We start from the raw sequence: 15,745 nt of genomic DNA, 5'->3' as shown, positions 1-15,745 counted from the left end.
TGAGATCTTTCTGATCGCTATCGAGACTACTTATCCAACTATTTAGACGTCGAACTTATACCCCAACCCGCGCACGGTTACGAGGTGTTGTGGGCGTGAGGGTTCGGATTCGATCTTGGAGCGCAGGCGCTTGACGTGGACGTCTAGGGTCTTGGTGTCGCCGACGTAATCTGCGCCCCAGATGCGGTCGATGAGCTGGCCGCGGGTGAGTACGCGTCCGGCGTTGCGCAGGAGGTACTCTAGAAGGTCGAATTCTTTCAGCGGCATGGAGACTGCTTCGCCGTCGACGGAGACGGTGTGGCGTTCGACGTCCATGCGCACGCGTCCGCCTTCGAGAATCTGGTCATCAAATTCTTCATCGGCTTCGACTGCTTCGCCGCCGCGACGCAGCACCGCGCGAATACGAGCAATGAGTTCGCGGGAGGAGTATGGCTTGGTGACATAGTCATCGGCGCCGAGTTCTAGTCCGACGACTTTGTCGATTTCAGAATCACGGGCGGTCACCATAATCACGGGAACCGAAGAAGTAGCACGCAGTTGCTTGCACACATCGGTTCCTGACATTCCGGGCAGCATCAGATCCAGCAGTACGATGTCCACGTCGTGGCGGCCAAACTCAGCGAGTGCGGTTTTGCCATCGTGCGCCACGATGGGATCAAACCCCTCTTTTCGGAGAAGGAACGCCAGCGGATCTGCCAACGATTCTTCGTCTTCGACGATGAGGATAGTCGTCATGAGGTTTTATCCTTTCGACGAGAAGCTGCCCGAGCTACCGCAGAGTGCAAGTCAGCCTTCGGAGACTTCTCATGTTCATTATCTGTCGCCGCCGGAATCTTTTCAGGCTTTGGTTCGTGATAAATAGGAAGTTCAATTGTAAATGTTGATCCAGTGCCAAGACGAGACCACAATTTAATGTTTCCGCCGTGGTTTGCAACAACGTGCTTTACTATTGCCAATCCTAGGCCAGTTCCGCCAGTTTGCCGCGATCGGGCTTTATCAACACGGAAAAAGCGTTCAAACACACGCGCTTGATCCTCAGGAGCGATACCAATTCCGCGGTCCGTGACGCGGATGGCAACGATGTCATCATTGATGCGCTTTTGGGAGATGGATACCGGCATTGCCTCTGGTGAGTAGTGCACCGCGTTGGCAATTAGATTGGAAACTGCGGTCACCAGCAGTGCCTTGTCACCCTCAACCAAAGCGTCAACGCTCATGCCACGAGTGATCTGAATTTCATGGGATTCGGCGGTCAGCTGGTTGCGGATGATTGCTTCATTCACAATCGCATCCACGGATACTGGTTCCAATTCTGGGAGTGCCTCGGCGCCCTGCAGCTTGGATAGTGCGATGAGCTCATTGACCATATCCGCCATGCGGTAGGCCTCTTTTTGCACGCGCGAGCCGAAGTATTCGACATGCTCCGGATCTTCGGGAGAATCCAGCAGCGCTTCCGCCAGCAAAGCGATACCGCCAACGGGTGTCTTGAGTTCGTGGGACACGTTGGCCACAAAGTCACGGCGCGCTGATTCCATGCGCGCGTATTCAGATTCATCTGTGGCGAAGATAATGACAAAGCGGTCATCAATAAGCGTTAGCGGTTTAACCAGTGCGCGAATCTGCAGCACTCGGTTGCCGGTGCGGCGTTTGGAAATGGAATGGTCAATGATGCGCTCTTCTTTATCATCAAAGACTTTTTCGGCAACGCGCCACAGCTCAGGGTTGATGGAGCGGTCATGCACAATCGTCATCTCGTGTGCCGCCGGATTAGACAAAATGACATCCCCGGATTGGTCCACCACTGTCACGCCAGTCGGAGCGCCTTGAATAGCCAAGTGCAGCACCTGGCTCACGGTGGTGACCTGGTTAGCTTCAATCGAGCTGGATTGCCGGGAGCTTAAGACCCGGCGTTGGATGAATCGGAAAACCGGCATTGCAATGAGGCAGACGATGATGCCTGCGATGAATGCAATTGCCGTTGCCACTATTTCTCCTACTCAGGTAAAAGGCTAGAACTCTTCAGGGCTCAATCTCTTTGGCCCGAAGCCCTGGGCACTGAAGCACCCCAGGGAAATTATGCGCTCCCTGGGGTGTTTGTGCCAGCTGAAACTTCTTTTACTTGCCGCCCTGCGCTGCGACTGCTGCAGCGCCAGCTGCTGCTGCTTCTGGGTCCAGGTAGGTACCGCCTGGGTTGACAACCTCGCCGGATTCGGTGATTTCATACACCAGTGGAATGCCGGTTGGGATGTTGAGTTCCGCAATGTCATCATCGGAGATGTTGTCCAAGTACTTCACCAGTGCACGCAAAGAGTTGCCATGGGCCGCTACCAAGACGGTCTCGCCGCGCTGGGCGCGAGGCAGAATTTCTTCCTTGAAGTAAGGAATGAAACGCTCAACAACATCCTTAAGGCACTCGGTGCGCGGGACGGTATCCAGGTGTGCATAACGAACGTCTTCGGCCTGGGAGTACTCAGCGTCATCGGCAAGCTCTGGCGGCGGGGTGCCGTAAGAACGACGCCACTCCATGAACTGCTCATCACCGTACTTATCCTTGGTCTCTGCCTTGTTCAGCCCCTGCAGCGCACCGTAGTGGCGCTCATTCAAACGCCAGTCACGGATGACTGGAATCCAGTGACGATCCGCTGCATTGAGGGAAATGTTGGCGGTGCGGATCGCACGGCGCAACAAGGAGGTGTACACAACAGAAGGCAAAATGTTGTTTTCTACCAACATCTCACCGCCACGCTTGGCCTCGGCCTCGCCCTTTTCGGTCAAATCAACATCAACCCAGCCGGTGAACTGGTTGGATTCATTCCACTTGGACTGGCCATGGCGTAAAAGAATTAGCTTTCCGTTAGTCATGCCCTCAAGCATGCCACGAAACGATGCTTAACGCGCCTTTAATATTTGTGATTTAAAAAGCTTTAGATTCCGGCAGCTTGGCGCGGGCCGTGGCATTCAGACATGTCCAGCTTGGTTGCTTCTTCGTAGACCTTCAACAGGTCCTGCGCCGAGGCAGCCCAACTAAACTTCGCCGCATGCCCCACGGCTTCCTCGCCCATGGCGATGCGCCGTTCGTCATCATCGAGCAGCTCTCCCAGCGAATCAGCCCAGGTTGCGGGATCGTGGCCATCAATAAGCAAGCCCGTGACATTGTGGTCAACGGCAATCGGCAAACCGCCCACGCGCGCAGCAACAACAGGCGTACCGGTGGCCTGGGCTTCCATAGCTACCAGACCAAAAGACTCGTTGTAACTTGGCACCGCAACAATATCCGCAGCCTGATACACCGCAACTAGCTCCTGCGGCGGGCGGGCATCAAGGAAACGAATGCGGTGGGTAACGCCCAGCTCACGCGCTAGTTCGTGGTAGCTTTGCACGTTCGACGCCTCACCCGATGCCCCACCACAAATAACCACACGGAGATTTCGGTGCGGGTCACGCTTAAACAATTCTGCCGTTGCGCGAATGAGCACCTCTGGGCCCTTGAACTTCTGCAATCGGCCCACGAATGCCACAACTTTGGTGTGCAGCGGAATACCTAATTCACGGCGACTACGCTCAGTATTGCGGTCGGTGCCGGGAGTAAAGAGATCCGTGTCCGCGCCAGGAGTGATCACATCAATGTGGCATTCCTGCGCATCATAATGCGCGATCAGCTCGCGCTTTTCATCCTCAGTGTTGACCACCATGACATCCGCATTATCTGACAGCTGCTGCTCACAGATACGTCGCGCTTCCGACTCCGGGGAATCATCGGCAGCCCGGTAAGCATTCTTCACCGCCGCCAGGGTGTGTGCCGTGTGCACGAAGGGAATGCCCCACAAATCACGCAACAGCCAGCCCACCTGGCCCGAGAGCCAATAGTGGGAGTGGATGAGATCATAGAACAAGTTATTGCACTTAATAAACTGCACCATGCCACCAGAAAACGCCGCCAACTGCGTTGGCAGCTCTTCTTTGCTCAGGCCCTCAAAAGGACCCGCCACAATGTTAATGACGCGCAGGTGCGGCTCAATCTCCACAATCTCGCCCTGGCTCGGACGGGTCGCGCGCGTGAAAATATCCACGTCCACGCCCTTGCGCGCCAACTGCGTTGCAATGGACAGCACGTAGACGTTCATCCCGCCAGCGTCACCGGAGCCAGGCTGGGCAATTGGCGAGGTATGCATTGCAATCATGGCGACTCTCATACCGGACATCCTAGACTTTCACTACGCCCCATACACCTTGAGTGAAAGAATCTAAGCCGCATGAGCCAGCCTGAAAACAGCACCGCCACCGATTCCGCCAATAACCCCGCTGCGAAACCAGACAACGCTCCAGATAACATTGTCGAAGTCATCACGATGAACCCGGATGTTTCTGATACCGCATCTTTTATGGAGAAATACGATGTTTCTGCAAGCCAGAGCATCAATTCCATTGTTGTATCCGTCAAAAGCAACGGCGAGCGCGCACCTTATCTAGTGCTGGTGCCAGCAACCCACACCTTGGATAACAAGGGCATGAAACGAGCCCTGGGTGGAAAAGCATCTTTCATGCCGATGGATGATGCGCTGGCATTGACGCAGATGGAACGCGACAGCGTCGGGCCTATCGGTTTGCCAGACGGTCTTGGGGTGGTCGGGGATTCTTCCCGGTTGAATGAAGAGTCCTACATCATCGGCGGCGGCAAGCTGGGCATCAAGTACCGCATTGCTCACGATGCATTGCTCAAGCTCATCGACATTGATGCCCGCGACATATTCAATGAGCGCACACCGTAGTTGTGAAAATAAACTTGATTTATTCGAGAAACAGTTTAATGCGTGATGTATTTTACCTTCGCTACTGAGGGAATCCTCAAGTTTAAGTAGCTACACTGGACGCAATAAACCCTTACGTAACCAACGGTATGGTGTGTGGCAGATCGTGCCCCACAGTCCATCCTGCGCTGCTCAATACTTTGATTTCAATATGAGATTAGAAGGATTAAATGTCTGCTACAGAAAATAAAACTTGGCTTCAGCACTACCCTGAATGGACTCCCCATTCCTTAGACTACGGCGACACCACCTTGCTGGACGTCTATGACAACAACCTGGCAATTAATGGCCACAAGTCGGCGTTGAGCTTCTTTGGCCGCAGCCAATCTTATGCAGATCTGGACCGTCAGGTTCGCCGCGCGGCCGCCGGCTTGAAGGCTTTCGGCGTACGCCCGGGCGACCGCGTAGCAATGGTTCTGCCGAACTGCCCGCAGCACGTCGCCGCCTTTTATGCCGTGCTCAAGCTGGGCGCATCGGTAGTTGAGCACAACCCGCTGTACACCGCGCCCGAGCTGGAAAAACTCTTTAAGGATCACGGTGCCCGCATTGCTATTGCGTGGGATAAAGCAGCACCAACCCTGGAGAAACTGCGCGGAACGACTGACTTAGAGACCGTTATTTCCGTCAACATGATTGACGCGATGCCCACGTTGCAGCAGATTGCCCTACGCATTCCGGTTCCACCGCTTAAGGCAAAGCGCGATCAGCTCTCCGGCGAAGCCCGCAATTCAGTTCCCTGGGACACTTTGATTGGCAACGCCATTGGTGGCGACGGCAGCGATATTGAATCTGAGCCATCAGTCACCACGGACACCACCGCCGTGGTTATGTACACCTCCGGCACCACGGGCCAGCCCAAGGGCGCCGAACTTACCCACGGCTCTCTCTTTGCCAATATCGCGCAGGGCAAGGCTTGGGTTCCAGAGTTGGGTGATTCCGATGAGCGCATGCTGGCAGCGCTGCCGTTCTTCCACGCTTATGGCCTGACCATGAACCTCACCTTGGCGCAGTTCATCGGCGGCGAGCTGGTCCTTCTCCCCTCCCCGCAGATTCCACTCATCATGGACATCATGAAAAAGCGCACCCCAACCTGGGTTCCGGGCGTGCCAACGCTCTACAGCCGAATCGTGGAAGCAGCCAAGGACAAAGGCATTGCTATTAAGGGCATCCGCAGTGCATTCTCTGGCGCTGCCTCTCTTCCGGTTTCCACCGTGGAGGACTGGGAAGAGCTCACCCAAGGCCGCCTGGTTGAGGGCTTTGGCTTAACAGAGACTTCCCCAATTCTTATTGGCAACCCAATGACTGATAGCCGCCGTCCTGGCTACGTGGGCATCCCTTTCCCCGATACGGAAATCCGCATTGTTAATCCAGAGAACCCGGATGAAATCATGCCGGATGGTGAGGAAGGCGAAATCATCGCCCGCGGCCCACAGGTTTTCAAGGGCTACCTCAACAACCCGGAGGCAACAGAGCAGGCCTTCCACAATGGCTGGTTCCGCACCGGCGACTTGGGAATCATGGAAGAAGACGGTTTCATCCGCCTGGTTGCACGCTTGAAGGAAGTCATCATCACTGGTGGTTTCAATGTATATCCAGCTGAGGTTGAAGAAGCACTTCTCTCCCACCCAGATGTGGAAGAAGCAGCCGTGGTGGGCCGCCCACGCGAGGACGGCTCCGAGGATGTCGTTGCGTGCGTAGCCCTTCGCGATGGCGCCGCATTGGATCCCGAGGGCCTCAAGGAATTCTCCCGCGAGCGCCTGACCCGCTACAAGGTTCCACGCACTTTCTACCACTTCGAAGCCCTGGCTAAGGACCAGCTGGGCAAGATCCGCCGCCGCGAAGTCCAGCAGGATCTGATCAACCTCTTGGAGAAGCAAAACAAGTAACAGCCACACTCGCAGATTCACTGCACAGGCTTTCCCGCATCGGACACATCCCCCACTTTCGCCGCAACACCTGGCTGAGAATGACGGATACCGATGTGGGAATTTTTCGCATCTGGGGGTGGAAGAAGTTTTCCTGCAACAAACCGAACAAAGGTGAGGTTTCCATCATGTTCGCTCTGTATTATGGAGCCTAAAATATTTAGGCGTCTAAATACAGTTTCTCCACACTGTTATTGTTTCGGCGTCAATTCATACTGAATAACCGAACACAATCGCATTAACGCGAGCCCGAACATTTGGAAGGACCGCATGTCAGCATCTGAAACCAAGGCCTGGACCAAGCTCTACGCCCCTTGGACCGAACCCGAACTGGAATATGGCGAAGACACCCTCGCGTCAATCTATGACCGCAACTTGGAGCTCAACGCCGACAAACCCGCTACTTATTTCTTCGGACGCGGCCAAAACTACAAAGAACTTGACCAGCAGGTGCGTGCTGCCGCCGCAGGCCTGAAAGCCTTTGGCATCCGTCCGGGTGACCGCGTCGCTATTGTGCTTCCAAACTGCCCGCAGCACCTCGCGGCTTTCTTCGCTATTCAAAAGCTTGGCGCAACTGTGGTTGAGCACAACCCGCTGTACACCGCGCATGAACTCGAAGGACTTTTCAAAGACCACGGCGCACGCGTAGCCATTACTTGGGATAAAGCGGCACCAACGCTGGAAATGATTCGCGCTACTACTGACTTGGAAACCATTGTCTCCGTCAACATGACTGAAGCAATGCCGCGTCGCATGCAGCTGCTGCTGAGCATTCCAATTCCTCCGATTAGCGCCAAGCGCGATGCATTAACAGGCGCTGCCCCAAATACGGTTCCATGGTCAACGCTGATTTCTCAAGCCATCGGCGGCAATGGCAGGGACTTTGTCAACAATGAAGTCTCTCATGATGACACCGCTCTGATTCTGTATACCTCCGGCACCACGGGCGCACCCAAGGGTGCGATGATTTCCCATGCCAATATTTTGGCCAACTGTGTCATGGGCAAGGCGTGGGTTCCAGGACTTGGTGAAAAGCCGGAGCGTTTCCTCGCGGCGCTGCCGTTCTTCCATGTGTACGGCATGACCACCGTGGTAGCGCTGGGTGTTTACGTTGGCGCGGAAATTATCCTGCTGCCGGCACCACAGATTCCGCTGATTATGGATGTTATTAAGAAGCACACGCCAACGTGGGCGCCAGGCGTGCCAACTCTGTATGACAAGATTTTGGCTGCAGCTGAAGAAAAGGGCATGGATAAGACGCAGCATCCGATTGCGAGTTCTTTCTCTGGTGCCGCAACATTGCCGGTTCGTACCGTAGCACGGTGGGAAGCATTCTCCGGCGGCTTGCTGGTGGAAGGCTACGGCCTGACTGAAACAGCACCGGTTATTTGTGCCAACCCGATGGACGGTAACCACCGTCCGGGCTATGTCGGCCTACCGTTTCCAGATACCGAGGTACGTATTGCTAACCCAGAAAACCTCGATGAAACTATGCCTGATGGCGAGGAAGGTGAGCTGCTAGTCCGCGGCCCACAGGTATTCAAGGGTTATCTCAATAATCCAGAAGCTACCGCCGCAACCTTTCACGGTGATTGGTTCCGCACTGGTGACGCAGGCGTCATGGAAGAAGATGGCTTTGTCCGTCTCGTAGCCCGCCTCAAGGAAATCATCATCACCGGCGGATTCAACGTCTACCCTGGTGAGGTCGAGGAAGCTATCTCAGCGCATCCAGATATCGAAGGCATTGCCGTAGTTGGACGTCCACGTCATGACGGATCCGAAGATGTGGTCGCGTGTGTCACGCTGCGCGACGGTGCTGCTCTCGACCCAGAAGGTCTAAAAGACTTTGCCCGCGAGCGTCTTACCCGCTACAAGGTGCCACGTACCTTCTACCACTTTGAAGAACTGGCCAAAGACCAGCTGGGCAAGATTCGCCGCCGCGAAGTCCAGCAGGATCTTCTTAAGATGCTGGGCGATAAGTAATTAACTCGTCCTCCCAAGCGATAGGACTTGGTGCACTAAGCTCATAAGAAGTACATCACTTCTTTGCCACTTCTCGCCGGTTGGCCCCGCAAGATTTTCACGCTGACCGTTGCAGATGCACCATCGATACATTATCCCTGGGAGGACGTCTTATGTCGGCATTTCAAACCAAGGCTTGGATCCACAATTATGCTGAGTGGACCGAACCGCATCTGAACTACGGCGATGACACGCTGGTTGATTTCTATGACAACAACTTAGAAAAGAACGGCAACAAGTCCGCGACCTATTTCTTTGGCCGCACGCAGACTTACAGCGACCTGGACCACCAGGTACGTGCTGCCGCGGCTGGGCTCAAGGCCTTTGGCATTCGCCCCGGCGACCGCGTGGCCTTGGTTCTGCCGAACTGTCCACAGCACATCGCCGCGTTCTATGCAGTGCTCAAGCTCGGCGCGACGGTGGTTGAGCATAATCCGCTCTACACCGCGCATGAGCTTGAAAGCCTTTTCAAGGACCATGGGGCACGCGTGGCTATTGTGTGGGACAAGGCCGCGCCAACGTTGGAAAAGCTGCGTGGCGTTACCCCTTTGGAGACCATCATCTCCGTCAATATGACTGAAGCCATGCCACGTCGCATGCAGCTTCTGCTGCGCATCCCAGTTCCGCCAATTACGTCCAAGCGTGACGCGCTTACTGGCGATGCCCCTAATACCGTCCCATGGTCTACCTTGTGCTCACACGCTATTGGTGGTTCCGGTAAAGATATTGAGTTTCCTGCGGTTACCAAGGAAGATACCGCGCTGATTCTGTATACCTCGGGCACCACTGGTCAGCCTAAGGGCGCCATGCTCAGCCACGGAAACATGGCTTCGATGTGTGTCATGGGTGAGGCATGGGTTCCGGGCTTGCGGGATAAGCAGCAACGCTTCCTCGCTACCTTGCCGATGTTCCATGTCTACGGTTTGACCATGGTGGCAACCCTTGGCCCTTATGTTGGTGCAGAGATGGTTTTGCTGCCAGCGCCGCAGGTTCCGTTGATCATTGATGTGTTGAAGAAACACACCCCTACTTTCGCACCGGGCGTGCCAACCTTGTACGAGAAGATCATTCAGGCCGCGAATGAGAAAAATATTGAAATCAAGGGCATTGACAATGCCTTTTCCGGCGCTTCTACACTGCCGGTCTCTACCGTTGAGGACTGGGAAACTCTCACCGGCGGCAAACTGGTGGAAGGCTACGGTCTAACTGAGACTTCCCCAGTTATTTGTGGCAACCCTATGAACGGCAAAACCCGCCCAGGCTATGTTGGCCTGCCTTTCCCTGATACGGAAGTGCGCATTGCCAACCCAGATAATCTGGATGAGACCATGCCCGACGGCGAGGAAGGCGAGCTTCTGGTTCGCGGACCTCAGGTGTTCAAGGGATACCTGAACAAGCCCGAAGCCACCGAGGAAGCCTTCCACGGTGATTGGTTCCGCACCGGCGACGTTGGCGTTATGGAAGAAGACGGCTTTGTGCGATTGGTTGCGCGCATCAAGGAAATCATCATCACCGGTGGTTTCAACGTCTACCCTGCTGAGGTCGAAGAAATCCTGCGCACCCACCCGGATATCACCGATGTCGCCGTGGTTGGCCGCCCCCGCCACGATGGCTCCGAGGATGTCGTTGCCTGCGTGACGCTTCGCGATGGCGCCGCCCTAGATCCCGAGGGCCTCAAGGACTTCTCCCGCGAACGCCTCACCCGCTACAAAGTGCCACGCACCTTCTACCACTTCGAGGACCTTGCCAAAGACCAACTGGGCAAGATCCGCCGCCGCGAGGTCCAAGCAGACCTGCTCAAGTTATTGGAGAAGTAGTCAAAATAATATCCGCCCTCCCCTGTGCTTCACAGCAATCAGGAGAGGGCGGATACTTCCATTATCAGTGGTAGCAAGAGCAATATGCTCTACCCACAGCTCGACTCAGGCACTGGGGGAAATACGTTAATTGGGACCATCGAATCCGTCGCGATCCAACCACGTGGAGGGTTTTCATGCCCTTGGTACGCTGCTATGCGCGTGCTATGCGTACAAGTTGGATCATCAAGAGATATCGCTAGTACCTCAAAGACTTCTTTCTCACCTTCGGGAGCGCTGTTTACCATGTATGCCATATTTTCATCGAAAGTCATTGAATAACCCCACAAGGGAGGCACAACCGAGACACGATCAAATATCCACTCACCAGTTTTCAGATCGACCGTGCTGAAGTTCCCATCTTCGTCAAAAACTGAATAACGTTTTGTCTTGGTATCTACGTCATCAAATCGTGCCAGTCGCCTTTCGGGAACATAGCCAAGTTCGATCGTTTCTCCCACGTCAACTTTCTCGCCATCGAATGTGATCTCCGTGGACGTAGCGAAAGACTCCCCTCGCTTTTCATCAAAATCGCCACGGACGTAGTACCCCGTCTCCCCATTACAGCCTAGAGTGCCACCCGAAATTGCTGCATAGTCCAATTCTTGTCCGTCAATGGGAATTTCTGCGGGTTCATCAGCATCAGCCGCCCAATACATGTAGATAGCCGGCCCGAATTCTCTGCGTTCTCCTGTGATTTCAATGTCACGTTCTATCCAATGCACTGATCTGTCTTCACATGCTGTCATAGCATCTACTGGACGAATCCTGCGTCCACTATCTTTAGCCACACCATCATGAACCGTGACGAGAATCGAATCATAGTTTCCGACAGGATTATCACCCGTTTCATTGAATTCATAGACAACAGTCGTGTTTTGCGGCTCTCGATCCGCAACCGCAACTTTTGTAAGTGACCCCTTATCTCCATCAGGCATGGCAATGGTGTCAACCTCACCAGTCACACCATCCACCATTATCAATTCTTCAGAACTTGTAGCAATAAACCCCGAATCTAGACGTCTAAGGGCTGAAAAATACTGATACCCAGCCTTCTTGATTCCTTTTGCCGCCACACCGCCTTCGGCGGAAAGAAAAACACTATTCTGTGTTTCAGCATTATCGAAAATGTCTATCGTATGCCCAATAAACTGCGCATCTTCTAATTCCAATTCGGAACCCTGCGGAACATCACGAACACAAGACGCCAACACGAAAGAGCCGATAAACATACAAACTACTAGAGAAACCCTAGAAGCTCGGGAATAATCTGCACCAATCATCAAGCCCAAATCCTAGGAGTACTCTACGGTTCGATGCGATCGAAGGATATCAATTGGATATACTCCAGCCCGATAAGGCTCATACGGAAACCGCTCACCAATATCAATTTGCCCATTCGATGCCGCTTTATACGCTGCCCACACCAACTGCGAACAGTTATAGCTGTCGCGGTTCAATATACCCATTTCCCTCACCACCCTCAGTTCTCACGCCGGCATTTCACGCGCAAAAGTAGAATAACAGACCTCTACAAATCCAGCCGGGAATTCGATAAAAATAAATATTGATTCACAAACAGTTATATAACCCCAGTTGCTTATAAGGGTTTGATAGCAGGGCTTTCAGATATTGTTGAACTAAGAATCCCACCATGAGCGTATATAGACATTGGTGAAATCGATAGGACAAACATTGGGTAGGATGCGCTTACGGAGTACTACCATCTTGAAGCTGTAGTCGGTTGCTGCGGCGCCCCTCTACGTTGAATCTGCTTAGCCAATGCCCGTTCTACTATGCATTTATGTAACTTGTACCTATGTCCCCGCGTTCGAAGAATCCTGAGCTTCCTGCAGAAACCCCGAATCCTTTTCGTCCGACCTTTGGTGCTTCACCGCGCTTTTGGGCTGGGCGGAAGGCTATTCTCGAGGGCTTTTCGGAAGCGCTAGATAGCCCGGTGGGACACCCCGACCGGGCTATGTTGATTAGCGGCACGCGAGGAATTGGCAAGACAGTGTTGCTGACGGAGCTTGAAGATATTGCAGAAGCTCGTGGCTGGATTTCGGTGCGCGGTATCGGCGGTGCAGGTATGGCTGAACACCTTATCAATACAGCCATCCCGTCGCACATTGCGAAGCTCAACCCGCAGGCAGAGACCAGGTTGAAAACGCTTGGCATCGCTGGCCTGGGCCGGGTGGAAACAGAGCTTGACCCACGGTATGGGCAGCTGCAGCCGGTTCCCACCGTGGAGACACGTATCCGTCAGCTCTTGGATTACACCAGTGGCAGTGGCGTGTTCATTGCCATTGATGAAGTCCAAGACGCTCCGAGCGAGGATTTGGCCGCGGTGGCACAGGCTTTCCAGAATCTCATTAAAGATGAGCTTCCCGTGGCACTCGCATTTGCTGGTCTAACCGTTGGCACCCGGGACTTACTGGATTTGCCGGGCACTACATTCCTGCGCCGCGCGAGCGCTTATGAGTTAGGGCCATTGACTGCCGATGACACCATGAGCCTTCTTGCATCTACTGCCGATGGCTCCGGTATCCACTTCGGCAACGCCGCCGCCCGGCGCGCGGCCGAGGCTTCCTACGGATTCCCCTACTTGGTACAGCTCATCGGCGCCCTGGCATGGCGGGTCACTAAAGACAATGCAAACAGCGAAGTCACCGAAGCAGTTATTGAGGAGATTCTCAAAGAGGCCATCGATACTTTTGGCTCCCAGGTGCATCGACCAGCACTGCGCCACGTTACTGACCTGCAGCGCGAGTTCCTACGCTCCATGGCGCGCCTTGGCCGGGAAGAACAATCCATTGGTGAAATTGCCGGGCTGCTTAAGAAAACCACCACCGGCATCAGCCGAATCCGCGCCGCTTTGATTAAGCAAGAGCTCATCGAGCCTTCCTCACACGGGCATGTACGCTTCACCCAGCCCTACATGGCGGAGCACCTGCTCGCCGAGCCCCGCACTCGCTATATTCAATAGCCACTCGCAAACAGGGCAGTGCCTTGGCGCAGGTTCTAGCAGCTAACTAGCTAGTCCAGGAATCGCGCACGATTTGTTGACTGTTTATACCCATTGCTATCTATATGCTCCAGGAGCTTTTTGCGCAAGAACTGTGCATCGCATTCTGCATTGATCACTTGGTACGGAACTGAAGACGTATCCGCGAGCAGTGCAAGTTGTATATGCTCCGCTCCGACCTTATCAGCCCCCGATTCACGGGCAATCGCTTCCGCAGTTGTCAGGAAGGTTTTAGCGCGAGGTGTCAATTCCATATTTGAGGTCCTCCAATGCCAGTACGTACGATGGAACTACAGGTACGTCTTGATTATCCAAGAAAAGCCAGCTTCACTTCTGAAGTTCGATCCCTTTAGCCGTAGCAGCTATTTCAGCCACCCGATCGCCATCAGGATGTTCCTCGAAATCCTTTAAATCCTCAATCAGAGCATTGGTGTCCCCGTTTTGATGCCTATTCCAAAACGTCACCAAAGCTGTAGCAGCTAGATCAACCGACCCCGGAAGATGAACAAGAGGAAACAGATAGTCATAAACTAAATTCTGAATTCTCTCGAACTCCACACTCGCTGGAAGAATTTTGACGGTTTCTTGAATGAAATCGCTTACTTTCTCAGCATTGTCAAACTTCCACTCATACGAAACTTCACTCCATTCCTCTGCAGAAAACTGGCTAAACAAAGCCACTAGTGTGGCTTCATCATTGTTTTCTGCAGCCTCAATGGCAGCCTCAAAATCGGAAATCTCCATCAGCGGCCCAACCACCCATCACGAATTTGACAGTTCTCTGAATACGAGAAAACCATCGTCTGTTTGGATTTTAACGTTGAGAAGCTCAAAGAATACACAAACGATGGGCCAGTTCTATGCCAAATCCCGCGACTGGGTCTCTCGGTGCTTCTTCCAAAAATCAACACCCCACAGCGACACCTTGCAGAACCAGAGCATACGATCAACATATTGTGCAGATGTCTGGCCCCGAAGCCTCGGGTCATCTTCATCCATGGTGGCCATGGAATATATGGCAAAAAGCCAGGTCCCAATATTGAGAAGCAATGCAAGCGGAAAGCCAGTCCAGAACCCCATCGAAGACGGAAATCCGACGAGCGTGCCAAGTACCAGCCAGTGAGCTAGCCCGCCGAGAGTATTTCCCAAAAAGAATTGATGAGCGCCCCAAGGCCCAGCCCAAACTGCGATCATGTACGCCCGTTGCTTGGTACGAACGAGTGGGACTCCTTCGGTTTCTTCGTCGGTTAAATCAAACCGCCCTGTAGGGATATACCCAAACACAATTCCATCCTTTTGAGCTATGTAGTCAGAGCGCAAGATGCGGCATACACCACTATCCTGGCGGTGAATACGGCAGGATTCTTTTTCAGAAATTCACGGAGACCCTGTGACGCCCCATATTCCAAGGCATTTCCTGCGGCAGCTGTAGCCCATGCCTGTGTCAACACATTAGCTGCACCTTTCCAGTCCTTAGCCCTTAGCCTTTGCCCAATTCGAACAGCATCAGAGTAATTGATAAACCCAGGTAGAAAACTTTCTGCCACACAGCGACCATAAGCTCCTGCGCTCCGCGTCTGCGCGGCGGACTGTTCTTCAGCGTTAAGCAAATCTGCTGCGCTTTGCAACTCTTCCATCGACATTTCAGGAAGTATTTCTGCGGCAGCCTCGGGATCGACTTCCCAGACTCCGTTTTCATTTGGCACAACTACCTTAGTGAACATTGTTTCGAAGCCATCGGCAATGTCTTCTTCAAGTTCGTAAACTTCTGCCTGCTCTGCCGTGATTTCAGACAAATTCGGCTCCCCCTTTGCAGTCGCAGGCGGAGCAATGCCAAGCACCAAAATTACAGACAATAACGACACAACTATTGATTTAACCTTCTCCTTACCCCTATGCCCCTATCTTTCGTACAAAGTAACCACAACTTTGCAAATTTCACACACGTATGTTGACGCGCCTAAGTTTACCGAACTCCATACAGAACGTCATTCTCAGTTTAAAATCGAAGATAATCGCCCCCTTTAACCTCATCCAAGATCCAGGCATTTTCAGTGAAATTTCAGGGTCGTAACAGGCTGGTTTTACGTTAAATTCGGGGACTATTTC

At 53.4% G+C, this 15,745-nt stretch carries 14 protein-coding genes; 5 read left to right on the top strand and 9 right to left on the bottom strand.

Annotated features, from left to right (window positions below):
• Positions 1–42 precede the first annotated feature (42 nt).
• The 4 genes from CCASEI_RS02265 to mshA form a co-directional block, all read right to left on the bottom strand.
• On the bottom strand, positions 43–735 hold the full coding sequence (locus CCASEI_RS02265; RefSeq protein WP_006823566.1) for a response regulator transcription factor: 693 nt from the start codon (positions 733–735) through the stop codon (positions 43–45).
• Positions 732–1,985, bottom strand: coding sequence for a sensor histidine kinase (locus CCASEI_RS02260; protein ID WP_025387028.1), 1,254 nt, complete (start codon positions 1,983–1,985; stop codon positions 732–734). The genes CCASEI_RS02265 and CCASEI_RS02260 overlap by 4 nt, the downstream gene beginning before the upstream one ends.
• Before the next feature lie 130 nt (positions 1,986–2,115).
• Positions 2,116–2,862: a phosphoglyceromutase gene (locus tag CCASEI_RS02255; RefSeq protein ID WP_006823568.1), complete on the bottom strand. Its 747-nt coding sequence runs from the start codon at positions 2,860–2,862 to the stop codon at positions 2,116–2,118.
• A gap of 62 nt (positions 2,863–2,924) precedes the next feature.
• Positions 2,925–4,193, bottom strand: coding sequence for a D-inositol-3-phosphate glycosyltransferase (mshA, locus tag CCASEI_RS02250; protein ID WP_035095895.1), 1,269 nt, complete (start codon positions 4,191–4,193; stop codon positions 2,925–2,927).
• A 60-nt stretch (positions 4,194–4,253) separates the two neighbouring features.
• On the opposite strand from mshA, the gene CCASEI_RS14320 reads away from it, so the two are divergent.
• The 4 genes from CCASEI_RS14320 (at position 4,254) to CCASEI_RS02230 (ending at position 10,572) form a co-directional block, all read left to right on the top strand.
• The gene (locus tag CCASEI_RS14320) at positions 4,254–4,769 is read left to right on the top strand and encodes an aminoacyl-tRNA deacylase (protein WP_006823570.1); all 516 of its coding nucleotides are present in this window, start codon (positions 4,254–4,256) and stop codon (positions 4,767–4,769) included.
• 209 nt (positions 4,770–4,978) lie between these two features.
• Positions 4,979–6,694, top strand: coding sequence for a long-chain-fatty-acid--CoA ligase (locus CCASEI_RS02240; RefSeq protein WP_025387026.1), 1,716 nt, complete (start codon positions 4,979–4,981; stop codon positions 6,692–6,694).
• A 309-nt stretch (positions 6,695–7,003) separates the two neighbouring features.
• Positions 7,004–8,716 (top strand): long-chain-fatty-acid--CoA ligase, encoded by a 1,713-nt coding sequence (locus CCASEI_RS02235; protein ID WP_025387025.1) that lies wholly within the window; start codon positions 7,004–7,006, stop codon positions 8,714–8,716.
• A 152-nt stretch (positions 8,717–8,868) separates the two neighbouring features.
• Complete coding sequence (locus tag CCASEI_RS02230; RefSeq protein WP_025387024.1) at positions 8,869–10,572, top strand: long-chain-fatty-acid--CoA ligase; 1,704 nt, start codon at positions 8,869–8,871, stop codon at positions 10,570–10,572.
• Positions 10,573–10,661: 89 nt separating this feature from the next.
• Here CCASEI_RS02230 and CCASEI_RS02225 read toward each other — a convergent pair whose 3' ends face one another.
• Positions 10,662–11,894, bottom strand: coding sequence for a hypothetical protein (locus tag CCASEI_RS02225; RefSeq protein WP_025387023.1), 1,233 nt, complete (start codon positions 11,892–11,894; stop codon positions 10,662–10,664).
• Positions 11,895–12,430: 536 nt separating this feature from the next.
• Between CCASEI_RS02225 and CCASEI_RS02220 the strand changes: the two genes are divergently transcribed.
• On the top strand, positions 12,431–13,597 hold the full coding sequence (locus CCASEI_RS02220; protein WP_025387022.1) for an ATP-binding protein: 1,167 nt from the start codon (positions 12,431–12,433) through the stop codon (positions 13,595–13,597).
• 50 nt (positions 13,598–13,647) lie between these two features.
• On the opposite strand, the gene CCASEI_RS02215 is transcribed toward CCASEI_RS02220, so the two are convergent.
• The 4 genes from CCASEI_RS02215 to CCASEI_RS02200 form a co-directional block, all read right to left on the bottom strand.
• A complete protein-coding gene (locus tag CCASEI_RS02215) occupies positions 13,648–13,890 on the bottom strand; it encodes a Clp protease N-terminal domain-containing protein (RefSeq protein WP_025387021.1) in 243 nt (80 codons plus the stop codon).
• Between the two features lie 73 nt (positions 13,891–13,963).
• Positions 13,964–14,380, bottom strand: coding sequence for a hypothetical protein (locus CCASEI_RS02210; protein WP_006823577.1), 417 nt, complete (start codon positions 14,378–14,380; stop codon positions 13,964–13,966).
• 114 nt (positions 14,381–14,494) lie between these two features.
• Positions 14,495–14,920, bottom strand: a complete 426-nt coding sequence (locus tag CCASEI_RS02205) for a hypothetical protein (protein WP_006823578.1) — start codon at positions 14,918–14,920, stop codon at positions 14,495–14,497.
• A gap of 17 nt (positions 14,921–14,937) precedes the next feature.
• A complete protein-coding gene (locus CCASEI_RS02200) occupies positions 14,938–15,501 on the bottom strand; it encodes a hypothetical protein (protein ID WP_006823579.1) in 564 nt (187 codons plus the stop codon).
• Positions 15,502–15,745 lie beyond the last annotated feature (244 nt).

The organism is Corynebacterium casei LMG S-19264 (assembly GCF_000550785.1).
GTDB lineage: Bacteria > Actinomycetota > Actinomycetes > Mycobacteriales > Mycobacteriaceae > Corynebacterium > Corynebacterium casei.
The sequence above is the reverse complement of the archived record's forward strand: the minus strand, read 5'-3'. Positions and strand labels throughout refer to the sequence as shown.